Here is an 18,121-nt window from a genome sequence, read left to right as displayed (position 1 = left end):
TCCCCCTTAAAAAGGGGGACTTTGATCTACTGTACTTTATTACAGCGCAAAGCGCTGTATAGCAGTAGACATATCGATTAGGACTTTCGGCATCATTGTAGAGACGTTGCATGCAACGTCTCTACTGGTGGGCATTGCCCACCCTACGGTATATTAAGGGTTTTGGCGATGCCAAAATGCTTATTTGGACTTAAGGGTTTGTCGTGGGGGATGGGAGGGATGGAGTCGAAGACAGCGCAACTAGGAACCTTTTTGAGGTTATGATTTACCGCTTAGAGTTTCTATGGGAGTAGGATAAATTTCGGTCATGGCATCATACAAGACTTTGGCACTACGTTTGGCTTGAAACTGTTGAATTACTTTTTCCCGTGCGGCTTGACCTAAATGTATAGATAGTTCAGGATTGTGTAATAATTGGGAGATGGCATCGGCAAGTTGGGTAGGGGCTTGGGGTTCTACCAGTAGCCCATTGACTCCCGCTTCCACAAGTTCTTTAACGCCACCTGAACCTGTGACAACAATGGGTAACTCCATCGCCATGGCTTCCATAATTGCTACACCTAAGGGTTCACGCAGACTGGCAAGGGCAAAGATGTGAGCGTCTTCTAAACAGGCTTTAACTGTATTTTCCGAAACAGCACCTAAAAGAGAAATAGAGTTGGTTAAACCTAGGGTTTGAATCAGGGTTTCCAACTCTTTTCTATACCCATTTCCACCTTGTTCATCTTCTCCAGCAATTTTTAATTCGGCATTGATTCTTTGTTTTCTCAGGATATCTACAGCCGCAATCAAATCGACATGCCCTTTGCAGAAGTTGAGACGCCCACAGCTAAAAATCCGGCAAGTACCCTGTCGCCCCCAGGGAGAGTAGGGGCTAGTTCTGGTAAACACATCTAAATCAACGCCCATTGGGGCAATTTTTATTGTTTTCGGCAGATAGTTAGCTAAAGAGTTTTGGACTTCTTCGTATAGCTGTTGGGTAATGACAATTCCAAATGCGGCGTGCTGCCATTTTTGCTCTTGATTAGGTCCGTAGTCTCTTAGAGGACCATGTAATGTGAGGCTATAGGAAAGTTTGGAAATTAAAGCCGCAAACATGGCAATATTTGCCCCATCTGCACAGGAGTGGACATGGAAATGCTGCCAATTGCGGCGTCTGGCTAAATTGGATACTTCTGCTCCAATGAAGGCGAGGGCAAGTAGTCGCAACCTGCCAGAGAGTGAAACATTTTTAGCGGTTAAGATTGCTTGCCAGCAACGGAACCAACCGGGAATACCACAGCGTAGTAGTTCGAGAAGGATACCTAGTAGGTTGGCTCTGGGAGGAAAGAGATAAGTTGTGCGTTGTTGTGCTTCTTGAACCCAGGTATGGGACATGAGTTTTGAGAGGGGACGCCGCGTGGAGACAATATCAATATCGATACCCATACGGGTGAGGGCGTTCATTTCTCGCCACCAAAAAATGTGGGTTTGTCCGGGAAATTCGGGAAGTAGGTAACCAATAGTGCGATTCATATTCGTTTTGAGTGGTGAGTTGGGTGTAGGGGCGGGTTTTACTATTTGAGCATGAGGACAAGGAGACAGGAAATAGGGAGTATCCAATTTAAATAGATATCAGCTTACCTTACCCAGATGTATAGCAATCGCCATAGCGGTTAGGACGCATCTTATGGTAGAGACGTTGCATGCAACGTCTCTACAACTCAATCTGCCCTGGCTAGGTATCTTTTTGACTCGATAGTAATTTCACGAGGGATGCTAACCAATAGGAGAGAATCGATATCAAAACCATGAGCCAAATTAGGGGATTCTTGGGTTGGGTTCTCTCCTGGAAATTGGCGGGTAAAAACCAGGGTTGAGGGGATAAATCTTGCCAACTATCGCCTTCTACTAGGGTGGATAGACTGCGCCATACGCCAGCCTCTTGTAGGGTTTCTGGTTTCTTAATCCCGGTGACGACGATGAGAATACCTGGGGTTGGTGGTAAATGACAGGTTCGTAGTTCTTCTGCTAACTCCTGTCTGAGCGTGGCGATATTCCGTCCGATTTTGGGGGTGAGAGTCGGCGGTTGACTGGACAGTTGCTGAGGATTTCGTACTACGGTAACCAATCTTTGCATCTGAGGTAATGACACCTGAAAGCCATAGTTACCTCCTAAGCATACTGCTTGATTAAGTTGTGCCACGAGGGGGTGATACTCTTGGTCAATTAATGCAGATGCGGCTAAACTTCGCAGCAGGGGTTCGTCAGTCGTTGCACCCACCCAAGCCATGGCGATGCGGATTTGGCGGTCAAGAAAATCGACTCGTCCTTTGGGTTCAAGTCCTGTCAGTAGCAGCAGCAACTGGTTATCCATTAATCGTTCTAACACAACCGTTGGTGTTTCGCGATCGATTAAATGGGTTACTGTTAATCCGATGGGTGGTAATTTGGGTTGAATTGACCCATCGTTACCAATCTGTAGCCAACGGTAATCATAGTCTTGTTCAAAGCCGCGACTCTGGATATAGATATCCATCAGTTTATTCCTATTTGTAAAATAGTTTTGATTTGTATAGACAAATGACAAGTTCTAAAGTGTTAACAATGATTTACCTTGTAGGACAGCAAATCCTTTGTTTGTTTTGCATCCTTGAGCAAACTGCTCTACTGCTTGCTTGAGTTGAGCATCAGGGTTGAATACTTCCCGCACGATGTTAAATATTGACCAATTGCGATTTTGAATATAAACTTTTAACAGAAATCGCAATAAATACCGCAGCAACTGCTCACTATCTTGGGGACTATATTTGGCATTAAAACTCGTCTTGCGAAAATAAAATCGGGGTTGATTGAGATTTTCTACCTCGATTTTCAAGAAGACGACACAGCCAACGGTTTGCACCGGAGTTGTGACTACGGCAATTTTATCAGCTCGTCTTGGCTCTTGAAAAAAGTCCAGTAAGGGTGCATATTTTTCTTGAATCTGTTTAATCAGATTGTTGGCAGACACTTCATCTTGCATATAGGTTTCACACTTGACAGGAGCCAAAATGACTAACTTGGGTTCATCCAACTTTTGGTATGCTGTTTTAAACAATGTCATAATCTCATCGGGCTTATTTCTCACTTCATGCCATCTACCATTGAGTTCCATCAGCGCTGGCGTATCAATTGCCACGATAACTGCTGCACATTCTCGCAACATCTTCTGCACAAATCGCCTCCCCGCTACATCACTGGGTAAAATATAGCCGCCGGGATAATCTCGAAACTGAAGCCGCAGGTAATCTTTTTTGTCATTTAATCCTAAATCAAAACGGTAAGAGGGTAAGGATTCAGGTCCAGCGACGGCTAGGGTTCCCCGAATTCCTTTGGTGCGTTCATCGGCTTTAAATTCGTAGGTTAAACTTTTGAGTTGGGTGAGATACCGTTCTAGAATTGCTGCTGTTTCGATATCGGGTTTTAATTGCAGATTGGCTTGACGACTGGTTGCTTCAAATTGTTCATACATTGAGGTTAATAATGTGGTTTTACCAACTCCACTGGCACCTAGCATGGTTATATTGAGTTCTTTCGGCATCTTTCTCCATCCTTTGGGTAGAGACGCGCCATGACACGTCTGTAGGGGCGGGTTTAGGGATTAATATTGATTCTTGTCTTAATTTTTATACAAAACCCGCCATTAATTTTAATATAATTCTCAACAAGTCTGTGTATCTCATTTAAAATGTAGGGGCAGTCGCTAGGCTCTAGTTCTTATGAAAGCGGAACGAAGCGAAGACAGCGCTCACTACGAGCGAAGTCTCAATTAATTTAAGAACTGAAGTTCTTTGAGGGAGTTAGTCGCTATGGCTTGATCGACTAATGATAGCCACTGCTGACGATCATCGCCTTCTTGATTATCACCAAACTCTTTAGACCAAACGTTAGCTTTTTCTTGGAAAAGAAAGATTTGCCATTCATTTTTAACATCTTTAGCTCGCAGAACCTGATCGACAAATTCTTCGACTTGGGCAAAAGCGGCTTGATCCGGTTCTCCATAAAAATCCTCTAGGGCATGTTGACATTTAAACAGGGCTTCTTCTTGCAAGGTTTCTAAGTAGGTAAGGATTTCCTTTGCTTTGATTTCCCGCGACTCTGTGGTATTCGATGCAGACAGTCGCAGATTAGTTTTGTCGGGATTTAGATTGTCTAAATGAGGACGAATCCGATAATGAAAGTTTGCCTTGTAGGACATTTCAAAATTTGATAGGGTTTGAAAAGCGTGTTTGAGCCGGACTAAATTATCGGGTATAAGTTCTGCCATGGCTTTGAGAAATGCTGACCCTCTGGCTGGTGTGAGTTCGCCGAAATTTCCTTGATTCACCAGTACCTCAGTTACCTGAGACTTTGCCTGTTCCACATACTCTTTTAACCCCATGTCCATGGCGTGGAAATGTCGGGTGAGATGATTGCGGATTTCATGGAGGTATTTGGCGTAGGTGGTTTGCCAATCCCCTTCTTCAAAACGTCGGGCAATGATTTCGTTGAGGGGTTCTTCGGTGGGAATTCCGGTATCGCTTTTGCAGGTTTGGATAATCGATTCAACCTGTTGTTTAAAGATATCTTCTTCATTGCGATCTTTCGCTAAATCCAGATGATCTAATAATTCTTCCAGCCCTCGGGTTAGATTTGCCCAGAGTTTGTTGAATAGACGCAAGAATTTTCCTTGCTCATTAATGTCGTCAACTATTAATCCTCCTGACCAAGCTTGACGAGCTTTTTCTAGTTCGCCATTGATTGAAATTTGCAGTTTCTTGAGTTTTTTCTGGTAAATGCGGGCATGTTGCTCGTCTAAGTAGGTGATGTTATTTGTCAGATAGTTGAGAACTAAATCGAGAATGGCATTGGTTTCTTCTGGATTGGAGCAATCGGCTATTTTGCAGCGGATGACATCAATATGTTTATCGTGGATGCTGGTTTGGTGTTTTTGGCAAGCTTCTAGGTTGTCATCGGTTCCGGTGACGTGGTTGAGAATCATAAATGAGCGATTCTCTAGATTATTTAATGCCTCGGCTGCGGTATTATATAAATCCGTATCCCGTTTTTCCCATCCATAACGGAGTCTATCGGGGCGGCGGACAAAAATTACTAAGTCAACGTCTTGTCCGATGGTTTCTAGGATGAGTTTTTCATCGCCTAAGCGAGTATCTCCTAAACCGGGTACATCGACTAAGGCAATTTTACCGACATCGGAATTTTTGAAGGGACAGAAGATTTTAACTTCGCGAACGGCTAAATGGTCAAAGGTAATTAGTTCGCCTTGGGGAAAGCGGCGTTGGGCGACATATTCATGAATCCGTTCTTTGGGAATGGGGGGAAGTTTTCGGGGTGCGCCAGATAGGAGTAAGTGTCTGTACATGGGTAAGTGTTTATGATAGTCTTCTTTGAGATGCTCATACATTGAGTTTTTGGTCGCATTTGTTCCCGAAAATTCTGGTAATGTTCCGGCAAATTCGTCTAAGGTTTGGGGGGGATTGCCTAAGTCTAATTCTTGATAGTAGGGCTGAATGACTTGTTGTAAAAAAGTCTGTTCAGAATGAACGGTTACCTCGGCGTAGGTGTCTCCGGGTTGATGATAAATGGTGCTGCGAACAGCGGTACAGGCGCCGCCTCGGAGGGCGGGAATTTCATCATCGGTGAGTCCACTGATACTTTGGAGGAAGGTACTTTTCCCTTGACCCATGAGTCCAACGACGCCAATATTTAAGGTAGGGCGACAGAAGCGATCGCGAAGTTGGTGCAGTTGCTCCAGTTGGGTGCTAATCTGTAAGCGCAATGGGGAAAAGTCGATTTGGGTGAGGCGATCGCACAGTTCGGGTTGGTCTAGTTTATTCTGTAAGATATGACGCCGTTGATCTAGGGAGCGGAGCAAGTCAGTCAGATTTCTCAGATGTTCTTCGACATCGGCGATGCTCTTAACTAAGGGTTGGCGTTGTTCTATAATTTCGGCTATGGTTTCGGCGCGATTAGACATGATAGCGATTAGACATAATAGTTAATTGGGCGGTTGTAGACGCGGAGAAATCGCTGGGCGGTTAGAAACCGCAGCTACACAAACAAAACCCGCCTGCGCGGGTTTCCCCACCCCTAGTTTTTTCTCTTTCCTGGTCAAGTGTAAGGCTATCTATACATGGTAGCGCGATCGCACAGCTAGGTTAAATGATATTTCGGTTCTGATCAAGCCGGGAGACTGACTCACTACGGAGGCGTTATACGACTATAGAGGATTGTGCGATCGCGTGGCTGGGCAAGTTGGTAATGGGGTTAAGATTAAGGAAATGAGGTTCCTCGGTTTTTAGTATGCTAAAATAACCCTGAATTTACGATAAATTAAACCCTAAAAAATTGCATTTAAAACTCCCCAAACCGTCAAATCTATCCCACAATTTTAGCTGTATCGTCAGTCCACTACCGTAAATGGTCAAAAATATAGCATTTCTCATAGGACGAGGTACATAAGTGTGGGCGCAAGCCTTCATTGGTGTCAACTTAAGCGCTAAAAGCGGGGGGAGCGGGGGGAGCGGGGGGAGCTCTTGAAGCAGGGGAAGCGGGGGGAGCTCTTGAAGCAGGGGAAGCGGGGGGAGCTCTTGAAGCAGGGGGAGCGGGGGGAGCTCTTGAAGCGGGGGGAGCGGGGGGAGCGGGGGGAGCAGGGGAAGTAAAATACTTTCGTTACCAAGTTCGATAAGGAAATACTTCGGTTGAGGCTATGCCTTCCTTGAATGGCTGTAAACCAGAATTGGTAAGGGTTATGGCTTAAGTTGACACGGGTGGCAAGGATGGTGCCCCTACATTCGGGTGTACGCTTAGGTTGAGTCACATCCCTTGTGCAACCAAAAAGATAGTCGTAAAACCCGCCCTTCAAAAGAGCAGTGGGTGTAGGGGCGGGTTTTACAGATAACTTATGGCAAAAATTGATAACTTCACTAAACCCGCCCTTCTCCAGTAGCTGAAAATCGGAATTTGGGGTTCAGAACACGAACATTGGGGTTCAGAACACGGGACTTGGGGTTCAGAACACGGGACTTGGGGTTCAGAACACGAAACTTGGAGTTCAGAACACGAAACTTGGGGTTCAGAACACGAAACTTGGAGTTCAGAACACGAAACGCCGAGTAAAAGACTCGAATAACCAAGGTTATCCTAAAACTGGTGATCGTCCGGGATATGTGGGACAGATAGCGGTGGGTTTCCCTGGCTGTTGAGCTGTAAACGGTGAGGGGGATTTAACCCGATTCATTTATAGTTAGATAGGGAGACTGTCGCTATTCTATCGCCACCTATGCCCCTTTGCATTAACCCCACCTGCCCAAAACCCGACACCTCAGAGAATGAGCATCAGCGCTTCTGTCAAAGCTGTGGCTCAGAATTGCTGCTGAATGGGCGTTATCGGGTGATGCGTCTGATTAGTGATAAGAGTGGCTTTGGCAATATCTACGAAGTCTACGAAGGAAGTACACCGAAAATCCTGAAAGTTCTTAAGGATCATCTTAACCAAGACGCCAAGGCGGTGGAACTGTTTGAACAAGAGGCGGTGGTGTTAGGGCGACTGAATCATCCGGGTATTCCTCAAGTGGATAGTTCGTTCCTCTATCAGACACGGAATGGGTTGGGGTTGCACTGCTTGGTGATGGAAAAGATAGAGGGACCCACCTTAGAGCAGTGGTTAGAACAACAGCACAATCGACCCATTTCTGAAGCGCAAGCGATCGCGTGGTTAAAACAGCTTGGGATTATTCTACAGCTTATTCATGATCAGCAGTACCTGCATCGGGATATTAAACCCTCTAATATTATGCTTCGCCCTGATGGGCAGTTGGTGTTAATTGATTTTGGTACAGCGCGAGAAGTTACCCGCACCTATCTAGCTAAAGTGGGCGCTGGCGGCGGGATTACAGCCGTTATTTCATCCGGGTATACCGCCCCCGAACAAATGAATGGGGAAGCGGTAAGACAATCGGATTTCTTTGCCTTGGGACGTACTTTCGTCTTTTTGTTAACCGGACATCATCCTAACCAGTTATATGATGCTCAAACGGATACATTAAACTGGCGGAATCACACCACCGGGATTTCCCCAAACCTGTTGCAGTTAATCGATGAGTTGATGGCGCGACAGGTTCGCGATCGCCCGCCAACTGCCCAAGCTATTTTACAACGCCTGGACTCCTTAGATCATCAACCCGCCACATTGACCGAAACCCTGAGAGTGGGAGTCGCTCCCCTCCCTCAACCCGAACCCGCCCCAGAACGCCACTCTGGGCGCTGGCAAGTGGTGATTTTAATGTTAGCAATATTGGTTATTTTAGGGATTGGAATTATCGGTTCAGGCGGGTTAGATTCTCAATGGGTTTGGATATTTACCCCAGCACAAGCGCCGCAAAGAAAGGGAGATGTGGATTATTTTCCTTACGTTGAAGGAACTGATAGTGAAGGGAGAACCGCTGAATTTAGTGTCGCGGTACTGTCGCGGGAATATAAATGGAAACTGGGGAGTACGTTTCAAGTTAACTATAATCAGCAGATTATCCCTATTGATGCGTTACGGTCAAATTTGGAGGAGGAAGGGATACAGCGCCTGATGGAAAATCCCAGTGAAATTATTTCCGTGGGAACCGCTTCCTGTGAAGGAACTCCAGTGGGAGAAGAGCAGCGAGCTTTTAGACGCGCCGAGCAAATCCAACTGTTAGCGAAAAAGTTATTTCGGGATGTTCCATCGGTAGAAAACTATCGCCTATTAAATCTGGGTCAATTTAGAAGAGAGGATTGTTTACTGGATCAAGATGCCACGTCGTACCAGCGTAGTATTATTATTATTGGCGTGAAGAATAAAACCCCTGGTGTAATTGTAGATGAAGCTTTGCGATCGCGCTTAGAAAACACACCCTTTGGGGATTTTCGCCTAGAGGATTACTCCTTGGGTTCGCCTGAGCGGTTTCAAACCATATCCAGTCAGCTAGAGACGCCAGAGACGCCAGAGACGCCAGAGACACCAGAGACACCAGAGACACCAGAGATACCAGAAACGCCGGAAACCCTAGAGACGCCAGAAATGCAAGAAATACCGGAAACGCCTGAAACACCTAGATTGTAGGGTGGTGGAGCCGGGCGGGTTTTGTAGCCATGTTATCGGTTTCTTTGTTAATTTTGTTCCTAAACCCGCCCCTACATTGAATTTTATCCCTCGATATTCGATTTCTGTATTGACATCCTCACCGCCCTACAAGGACGGTGATTTCCTACCAGTCGAACAGCTTTAACTGCACGTACTCAAGGGTGGGTTGACGGCTCACCACACACTGCCTCATCCGAGGTCTTACACGCGCTCCCCGTCCGTTTAGAGTCGTGGGTCTGCCCGACCCCGACTTTTGCTCGAAGCCCTGCTTGTTCTATATTGACCGAGGCATTATCGTCTCGGTCATGTTCTACGCCACAGTTAACACAGACAATTGTCCTGACTGATAGGTCTAACTTCCCCCATCGGTACCCACACTCAGAACAAATCTGACTGGTAGGTTCCCATCGGTTAATGACTCGAAAGTCCCGGTTATGATTGCAGGCTTTACCCTCACACAATGACCGGAATTCATACCATCCAGCTTGGCTAATTGCCCGTGATAATTTGCGGTTTTTAAGCATACCGCCAACGTTTAAATCCTCTAAGACAATGACTTGGTTCTCGTCTACTACCTTAGTGGACAGCTTGTGCAGGAAATCCTTGCGCTTATCCCGTATCTGGGCGTTAAGCTTGGCTACTTTAACCCGCATCCGTTCTCGCCCCTTGCTCCCCTTTTCCCGTTTGGCTAGCCGCCGTTGACAACGTTTTAACTTGCGATAAAGGCGAGAGTAGTCCGGGCTGTCAATTTTTGTCCCGTTACTACAGCAAGCAAAGGTTTTTAATCCTAAATCAATCCCGATGGATGGGTTCTTGGGTGGTTTGATTTCTGGCTCTACCTCAACGACAAAACTGAGAAAGTACCGACCAGCACAATCTTTAATCACCGTGACTGAACTCGGTTCAGATGGCAGAGGACGCGACCTTATGATTTTAATTTCCCCAATTTTGGCTAGATAGACCTTCTGGGATTTGACCTTAAACCCACCCCTAGTAAACCGCGCCGTCTGACGATTAACTCGCCGCTTAAACCGTGGTGGGTTTACCTTTTTTCCTTTGCGCTTACCGGAACGGGATTGAAAGAAGTTTTTGAAGGCTACCCCCAAATCAGCAACCGATTGTTGCAGGGGAATAGCCGACACCTGTCCCAACCACGCCCTGTCTTCAGTTTTCTTAGCCTGAGTGATGCATAGCTTCTGGAGTTCACTATTTTTGGGTAGCTTATCCGACTGCTTACACAACGCTAGGGCATCATTCCAGACTACCCGTACACAACCAAACAGTCGCGCCAATGACTGACGCTGACCAGGGGTGGGATAGATTCGGAACTGGTATCGGCAATTCATGCTATTATGATAACATATTGCAGCCAATATTAAGCCATGAAGCATTTATCGATTAGATGTTCTGACGCGGAATTTGAACGACTAAGGCGGTATTGCGCCCAGACAGAAAGGACGCAAAATGATGTGCTAAGAGAGTTTATTCGGAACTTGCAAACTACCGATAAAAAGTCGCCCTAAAAGGGCGAGGCTTTAGACCCTATTTTCCGGTAACCGAAAACCTGATAACAAAACCTACCTAATTTTAGGGCGCGATCGCACGCCAAAAATGTCGGGTGGATGGGGAATTGAGCCTAGGGTTGAGTCAAAACTATTGTAGGTTACTGTTTTCTTGAGCTAAGCTGCGACAGGAGAGCAAGTGAAGAGGTTAGCAGTCAATGGCAAATGAAGAACATGGGGCTCTACTCAAACAAGGCGTAGAAACCTGGAATCAGTGGCGGGAGGAGAATCCGCAACTCGTACCCGATTTGAGTCAGTCGGAGCTAAGTAGAGCTAATCTGAATGAGGCAAACTTTAGTGGGGTGAACCTCCAGAATGCTGATTTGAGAATGGCAAATCTCACTGATGCGAATCTCCAAGGTGCGGATCTCAGTGGCGCAGATCTCCGGGGTGCTAACCTGAGAGGGGTTAACCTAAATCAAGCCAATCTAACGGGTACGGATTTAAATGGAGCCTATTTAACCCTAGTTAATTTTATTGACGCTAATCTTACGGCTGTTAACCTGAGTGAAGCGAATCTGAGAATTGCTAACCTCAGTGGTGCTAATTTGAGTGAAGCGAATCTGCGGATGGCAAATTTAAGTGAAGCGAATCTGCGGATGGCAAATCTCAGTGAAGCTAACTTAGAAAAAACCCAAGTCTTAGCGGCGAACTTCAACAAAGCGATCTTAACAGGAACCTGCTTGCAAGAGTGGCAAATCGACAGCACCACCAACTTAGATGAAGTAATTTGTGATTATATTTACTTGCAAACGGGTCAACAAAAACGCTATCCCAATCAGGGAACTTTTACGCCGGGAGAGTTTACTGAGTTATGGCGTCAGCATCTCAACACGGTTCAAGTAAAAGTTAGTCCAGAGGTTACCCAAGTTCAAGATTCTCCAGTCCAACAAACGAATGGAGTCGTCGCCAGTGTACCAGAAGTCAAAGTCGAAATCCAACAGCCACACCAACCTCCAGTCAATTACACCGCAACGGCTAGCGCACCGGAGATTAAAGTTGATATTCAACCACCTGTTTATCACAGTGTAATACCTAGGGTTTCAGAGGGAGCAGATAACATTCCCCAGCCTCCTTACCCAAGCGACAGCAAGATTATCCAACCTAATCTACAACAGGCGGTATCTGAAGTTCACCGACTTCTAGAACAACTGGATCAGGATCTCTCCGAACCAAAATGGTCAGAAGTCGCCGCAGAAATTCAGCAACTTTTGCACGAATTGACTCAAACTTGTCCGACAAGAACACCGTTAGAAAAAGTGATTGCTGTTGCTGCGGCGATTAAACAGATTGAGAGTAATCCTCCCCTAAAAGTCAAGGTTATAGAAGCGGTACAAAGTGCTGGAATTGCCCGACTACAAGAGTACATTGAGCATCCTCTAAGTAAGATTTTACTGCCCGCGATCGCAGAATGGAATTAAGTGGGTTTGTAGTAAAGGCTTTAGCCTATAGATTCTGTTGGCTTTCTAATTGTATGAGTTTATCACCTTTGTGGACAGGTTGATTCGGTTTCACATAGATTTTTTTAATCACACCAGCCACTTTTAAGGTAACATCTTGGCGGGCGTTGGAGGTAGAAGTGATATCCGCTATCGTTTCCTCTTTCACCCAGATGTAACTAAACCCGCCCCAACCAAGTGAAATAATTTTAATTTTTCCGTAGGGGCGGGTTTCACCATTATCCTTTCTTCTCTCACCCAGATGTAACTAAACCCGCCCCGAATCAACACCGCATAAATACATAAAATCATTGATCGCGGGGATAATAGCCATCAAATGGGCAATAGCACTGACTTAATTAGCCTATAATTCGCGCTTATAATTCAATATATTCAATTGTTGGCGAATTCTGTTTTCTTCCCGTGAGCAAATAACAATTCATCTCCCCCTTCCCTTTCACTTGAATCGGACCGCGATCTTCAAAATAATAGCGATGCTTGAGGCGTTTATACGTGTCTTCCGTTACCTGAATACTCCCCGGTAAGCCGTGGGATTCCATGCGACTGGCAATATTTACCGTATCTCCCCACAAATCATAAATAAACTTTTTAATCCCAATAATCCCTGCAATCACGGGTCCGGTATGAATGCCAATGCGAATACTAAAAGACTTCCCGGTTTCTTGACAAAATTGCTCAATCACCCGTTGCATATCCAACGCCATATCCGCGATCGCCTCCGTGTGATTGAGCATGGGCATCGGTAGCCCCCCAACCACCATATAGGCATCACCAATCGTCTTAATCTTTTCTAAATGATGTGCCTCAACCAGTTGGTCAAACTCTGAGAAAATCACATTCAAAATCTCAACCAACTCAATCGGCGAAGTGTGAGACGCCAACTCAGTAAACCCGACAATATCGGCAAAGAGTACCGTCACCTCATTAAAATGATCCGCGATCGTCCGCTCTTCTCGCTTCAAACGATGGGCAATAGGTTCTGGCAAAACATTCAGCAGTAGGTGTTCTGATTTGGCGGTTTCCCGATCCAATGTTTTTAACGCCGAGGCAAACTGTTTAGCAATAATTACCGCTGCAATTAATGCCACCGACACAGCCGCAACTAATAATACCATTGCCGTATAACTGGTGCGCTCAATGGTAGAACCCGCTCGCACTGTCTCCGCCTTTGCTAAGTCGATTAATTTATCGGCTAGTGCCTGTGCCTGTTGATCAAAATTGCGAATTTTATCCTGAATTTCTTTATCGATTTGAACGATCTCTTGGGCAACCAATTGGTAAGCATCTAGATATCTTAATGCCTGTCTCCGTTCCGTCGCATTAAACTTAGCACTTGCGTTAATCTGCTCACGTAACCTTTTCGCCGTTTCATTCAGCAACTCCATTTTTGCCGGCTGACGAGTAGATAAATATTCCTTTTCATAAGACTGCATTTCCTCGACAAGTCCGATCAACTCTGGAGCCTCTGCCAATTGCAGTCGATTCCGCAATAGGTTTGAATTTTGTTCCAGTTGCTCGATGACGCCAACATTATCAATCCCCAAATTACTCACCCAACCCACCGTTTCCTGGAAACTCCGAGAATATTGCTCGACAATTTCCACATACTCGACTAAATCCGGATTACTCTGCCGTTTAAATATCCCCCCCTGAGACTGAGCTAGAAGCTCTTGCAGTTGGCTACTAATATCGATAATTTTTTCAATCTCTTGGCGGTGTTTTTCGCGAAACTCATTCAGATTGCTACTGGAAAAATTAATACTGGGCCACCGTAAAAAAAAATCAATTTCCACGCGACGGGCATTGCGTAACGCCGCATCCATTTCAAACCCGCGCCGTTGAACTTCAATACTGGTTAGAAGCACCGCTTCTGTCTCATTACGCATTTGCCGCAGAGAGACAAAGCCCGTCATTGACACAATGCCAATTAACACCAGCAGCGCAATAAATGCTAACGCAAACTTGGTGGTGATGCTAAGTTTGCGCCCAGCTCCAGTCAGGCGCTTCCATCTTTTCATAGTCCCTTCTTACTTAGTCCTTCGCCATTTGCCCTTAGTCCGAAGTCGCCTTTCAATAACCAATGACTAATGATCCAGCAATCAATTTTGTAGACGTAGCATACTACGTCTCGACAGCCTCCCTCATCTCCCCCACCATCCTGTGCCAAGTTAGATTAATAATCCCCCCCAGAACCATAGCGCCATGCATCCAGCCAACGGTGGTAATAGTATTGGGAAGTTGGGGGTAATCGATTTACGGGTTTGCTCATGAATTGTCCTAATGGATATAAGCCACTGTAGACACCCAGATTAATGTAATGCACCATCCAATCTAACAGCGTTGTTAACCCAACTTGGGGAATTACGGGAATTACCAGTCCCGGTTTAGTTAGGGAAATTAGTGTCAAGGTTTGGAACAATCCAGAAAACTGAACTACATCTTGCAGGAAAGGACGCATTACGTCATCCCCCAACTGTGCCATTGTTTGAAAAACACCAGTCAGTAACTCATTGATTTGATTGGGGGGTAGATTTTGCTCAACTCCCACACTCATCGCCCGTTGAAACATCCAGGTAACGGCAATATTCGGCTGATAGGGTTGCAGTAGGGTCAAGGCGTCTTGAGTCAAAACGTCACAGCTAAGGGCTTCCTGGATGCCTTCTGTCAAACGTTTGAGGTGACGCACCATGGAACCAAATCCGCCAAAACTTACAGGGGATTGAGCGCCACTGCTATCACCCACGGGCAAAATTCGATTCCATGGCATTTTAATTGGGCTTTGTTTGTAGGATGGGAAAAAGCCAAATAACACTCGTTTAAAATCAAGTTGGGATAGTTCCACCCCCTGATAGTCGGGCAATAGCCGTAGGTATTCCTCCATAAAAAACCCCAAACTGGGACGTTGGGGATGGGCATCAAGATAGCTGAATAGATAGGTGGTTCTGCCATCCCTGGCGGGAAACGCTTCCCAAAAGTATTGACAATGATTCTGAATGGGTGTAAAAGAAAAGATTAAATCCCCCGTATCATTCTCGGTAAAACCCTGAGCGCAACTGCCCACGACTAGACAAACCCCTTCCGGTTTTTCCCCCTGTCGCACTTGCTGAACAATGGGAGAGAAGTTGCCCATGGCATCAATCAGCAACCGAGTGTTTAACCCACCCGCCGCCTCGACGCGCACCCCATCGGGATGAATCACCGCCCCCTCAAATGCCGTTTTTTCCAAAAGCTGACCCCCAGCATCGAGAAACTTGGACTTGAGCGTATCTAGGAGGAAAACGGGGTCAACGCCAATATTCAGGACATCCCGCACCCAGACATCCTCTCCACCTAAAAAACTAACCCGACCTGGGTTATACTCAGATGCGATCGCGTCCTCTAATTCCTCAGGCGATAACAGGTCAAGTTCTAGGAATACCTCAAGTTCAGGGCGGGAAATATTCCACTCTTGATCCCTCCCCCGCAAAATCCCCCGTTCTAATAGGGCGACACGCCAGCCGCGCTTTTGCAACGCAGCAGCCAGGAGAATGCCTAAGGTACCACCACAGATAACGATATCCCAATCTATGCTTCCCAATGGTTCAATTGATTCCTTAACCACCTGAGGAATCGGCGTGGTACCGTCTCGCAACGCTTGCCAGAATTGGTCAGCCTTCCGCAAGCCTCCCAAGACATCCCCCGGTAACTGGGAAAGAATTTGTTCAGTTTGATTCATGACTCTCTCTCTTGGCACAGATGCTCCCTCTACATCCTAATCTGCGATGGGTTAAAGATAGAAGGCTCTAGGGCAGGAGGCAGATGGCACAAGGCAAGGAACAAGGAAATGATATAACGGTTCAATAAAACATGACCTAGGCAGAATGACACTCACTTAAACTGGGTTCGTAGTAGGCACGAAGCGTGCCAGCAGCGCTAAAGCGCTTACTACAAACTCTAAAGTCAGTGTTATTCGACTTATACAGACTTTACTGTTGAACCCTCAATCCCTTTTGTTCCCTGTTCCCTTGTTTTAATGACACATTGAGGAGAACGTCAAAAATGAATAAACTATTTTTATTCGCTATTATCGCTATCGGCTCTATTGGATTAACGACTCCGGCTGTCGCTGAAACTGAAACCGCCGCATCGGGAAATGTCCAGGCTGAGTTTTCCTATCAAAACCAAGAATGGTGTTTAGAAAACCCGCAATTAAAAATCAGTCGCGATGGGAAAATTATCCTGAATCAATCACTATCAACAGACTTGGCAATTTGTCGATTTACTGATTTACAAGTCCGCAACTTAGATGTTAACCCCGAACCCGAAGTTATCTTAGATGTCTATACGGGTGGAGCGCATTGCTGTTGGGTTTCTTTAATTTATCGCTACGATGCGGCTCAAGATACCTATACAGCAACAGAACAGTTTTGGGGTAATGCTGGTTATGAATTCAAAGACTTAAATCAAGATAAGATCCCCGAATTTTGGACACGGGACGATAGCTTTGCTTATGCCTTTGCCTCTTATGCCGGTTCGTCCTATCCTTTGCAAATTTGGCAATATCGCAACGGTAAGATGGTGGATGTAACGCGCAGCTATCCACAACTGATCTACAATGATGCCTATCAGCTATGGCAGCGTTATACCGAAAATGATTATCCGGAAGTAAGTAGAGGAGCATTAGCTGCCTATTTAGCAGATAAATATATGCTCGGTCAAAGTGAAGATGGTTGGCAGCGTGTTCGCCAAGCTTATCAGGGAAATGATCGGGAGTCATTCTTTAGTGATTTACGTAAGTTTCTCCAACAAACGGGTTATATTAGAAACCCTGGAGAAACAGCCTATTATCGGCTAGCTGAGTTCGAGCCAACTGGACTGTACAATCAATGTCCCCAAGGAACTAGTTTAATGACGGCTGGGGAAACCGATAACTATCGTTTTGCCATCTGTGTGGGTGATTCAGGTCAATATTATATGGGACAATCGAAGCGGACAGGAGATTCGATTACAGTGAAACATAAGGAGAATGATCCAGAGAATTCGTTCCGTCGTGGCGATACGGTTTATCGCCTGCAATTGGATGAAAGTGATTCGGCGAATCTGTATCTGGAAGTTTATCAAAACAACCGCCGATTATTGAGGGAAATGGCACAGCAGGTTTATTCATCGATTTAATAAAAGAGGGCGGTTTTAATAAAAGAGGGCGGTTGTAGACGCGGAGCGGCTTCCCGTAGGGTAACCGCAACTACACAAACCAAACCCGCCTGCGCGGGTTTACCGTCGATTTTGTAGGTTGGGTTGACGAATGTTACCCAACACCCTCGGAACAAAAACAGAGCTTATGCACACACGCCATTTATGGTAGGGGCACGGCATTGCCGTGCCCTTACAGGTAGCTGGCAGAAGGTGGAAATATCTACAACAAAAGGCACTGGTTATTATTTACCATAATTTTGAGGGCGACAACTGTTCGGGACGATGAGCCGAAAGTTTGCCATGATTAGGGAATAACACCAAGTGGCGTTTTATCATGTCATTCTGAGCGAAGCGTGAAGCGCAGGTATAGCGAAAGCGTTGCGGTAGCGAGGAACGAGCGTCAGAATCTGGACAGATGCTTCGCTACAGGTAGGGGGTAGGGGCACGGCATTGCCGTGCCCCTACAGGTAGCTTGGAGTTACTCAGAAGTCATCCTGGTATAAAGTCGGTAAAATTGTCTTCAGTGCGATCGCGGATTTTGTCGGTTGGGTTGACCCATTTTACCCGACACCCTCGGCACAAAGATAGGCTTACACACAAACGCCATTTAGGGTAGGGGCACGGCAAATGCGTGGCCCAAAAGATATTTATGTTTTTTAATAAACCAGTAACCAAAAAACAAAAATATCTGTTGGGCCACGGAATTGCCGGCCCCCTACCCTAAATGGCGTTTGTGTGTAAGCCTATCTTTGTGCCGAGGGTGTCGGGTAAAATGGGTCAACCCAACC

General features: G+C 45.9%; 11 protein-coding genes and 1 pseudogene. 4 read left to right on the top strand and 8 right to left on the bottom strand.

From position 1 onward, the window contains the following. Positions 1–258: 258 nt before the first annotated feature. The 4 genes from epsE to RLO19_RS16925 form a co-directional block, all read right to left on the bottom strand. Positions 259–1,515: an exopolysaccharide biosynthesis GT4 family glycosyltransferase EpsE gene (epsE, locus tag RLO19_RS16940; protein WP_446358226.1), complete on the bottom strand. Its 1,257-nt coding sequence runs from the start codon at positions 1,513–1,515 to the stop codon at positions 259–261. Between the two features lie 202 nt (positions 1,516–1,717). Continuing rightward, positions 1,718–2,518, bottom strand: coding sequence for a hypothetical protein (locus RLO19_RS16935; protein ID WP_446358224.1), 801 nt, complete (start codon positions 2,516–2,518; stop codon positions 1,718–1,720). A 54-nt stretch (positions 2,519–2,572) separates the two neighbouring features. Further along, positions 2,573–3,562: a hypothetical protein gene (locus tag RLO19_RS16930; protein ID WP_446358222.1), complete on the bottom strand. Its 990-nt coding sequence runs from the start codon at positions 3,560–3,562 to the stop codon at positions 2,573–2,575. A 228-nt stretch (positions 3,563–3,790) separates the two neighbouring features. Continuing rightward, entirely contained in the window at positions 3,791–5,998 is a 2,208-nt protein-coding gene (locus RLO19_RS16925; RefSeq protein WP_446358221.1) for a dynamin family protein, read from the bottom strand. Positions 5,999–7,303: 1,305 nt separating this feature from the next. Between RLO19_RS16925 and RLO19_RS16920 the strand changes: the two genes are divergently transcribed. Further along, a complete protein-coding gene (locus RLO19_RS16920) occupies positions 7,304–9,115 on the top strand; it encodes a protein kinase domain-containing protein (RefSeq protein WP_446358219.1) in 1,812 nt (603 codons plus the stop codon). Positions 9,116–9,291: 176 nt separating this feature from the next. On the opposite strand, the gene RLO19_RS16915 is transcribed toward RLO19_RS16920, so the two are convergent. Continuing rightward, positions 9,292–10,482 (bottom strand): RNA-guided endonuclease InsQ/TnpB family protein, encoded by a 1,191-nt coding sequence (locus tag RLO19_RS16915; protein WP_446358217.1) that lies wholly within the window; start codon positions 10,480–10,482, stop codon positions 9,292–9,294. A gap of 36 nt (positions 10,483–10,518) precedes the next feature. Here RLO19_RS16915 and RLO19_RS16910 point away from each other — a divergent pair, with 36 nt between their 5' ends. Continuing rightward, a complete protein-coding gene (locus RLO19_RS16910) occupies positions 10,519–10,659 on the top strand; it encodes a ribbon-helix-helix protein, CopG family (protein WP_446358215.1) in 141 nt (46 codons plus the stop codon). A gap of 197 nt (positions 10,660–10,856) precedes the next feature. Further along, positions 10,857–12,119 (top strand): pentapeptide repeat-containing protein, encoded by a 1,263-nt coding sequence (locus RLO19_RS16905; protein ID WP_446358213.1) that lies wholly within the window; start codon positions 10,857–10,859, stop codon positions 12,117–12,119. Between the two features lie 25 nt (positions 12,120–12,144). Here RLO19_RS16905 and RLO19_RS16900 read toward each other — a convergent pair whose 3' ends face one another. The 3 genes and pseudogenes from RLO19_RS16900 to RLO19_RS16890 all read right to left on the bottom strand — a co-directional run bounded on the left by RLO19_RS16900 (position 12,145) and on the right by RLO19_RS16890 (position 15,873). Beyond that, positions 12,145–12,306, bottom strand: coding sequence for a biotin/lipoyl-binding protein (locus RLO19_RS16900; protein WP_446358211.1), 162 nt, complete (start codon positions 12,304–12,306; stop codon positions 12,145–12,147). A gap of 208 nt (positions 12,307–12,514) precedes the next feature. Then, positions 12,515–13,216: pseudogene (locus tag RLO19_RS16895) on the bottom strand (adenylate/guanylate cyclase domain-containing protein); the annotation flags it as partial. Positions 13,217–14,331: 1,115 nt separating this feature from the next. Continuing rightward, positions 14,332–15,873 carry an FAD-dependent oxidoreductase gene (locus RLO19_RS16890; RefSeq protein WP_446358210.1) on the bottom strand — a complete coding sequence of 514 codons (1,542 nt, stop codon included), beginning with the start codon at positions 15,871–15,873 and terminating at the stop codon, positions 14,332–14,334. 323 nt (positions 15,874–16,196) lie between these two features. Here RLO19_RS16890 and RLO19_RS16885 point away from each other — a divergent pair, with 323 nt between their 5' ends. Next, complete coding sequence (locus RLO19_RS16885; protein ID WP_446358208.1) at positions 16,197–17,312, top strand: hypothetical protein; 1,116 nt, start codon at positions 16,197–16,199, stop codon at positions 17,310–17,312. Positions 17,313–18,121 lie beyond the last annotated feature (809 nt).

The organism is Coleofasciculus sp. G2-EDA-02 (assembly GCF_040226375.1).
Classification (GTDB): Bacteria; Cyanobacteriota; Cyanobacteriia; order Cyanobacteriales; family Coleofasciculaceae; genus Coleofasciculus.
This window is presented reverse-complemented; position numbering and strand designations above follow the sequence as displayed.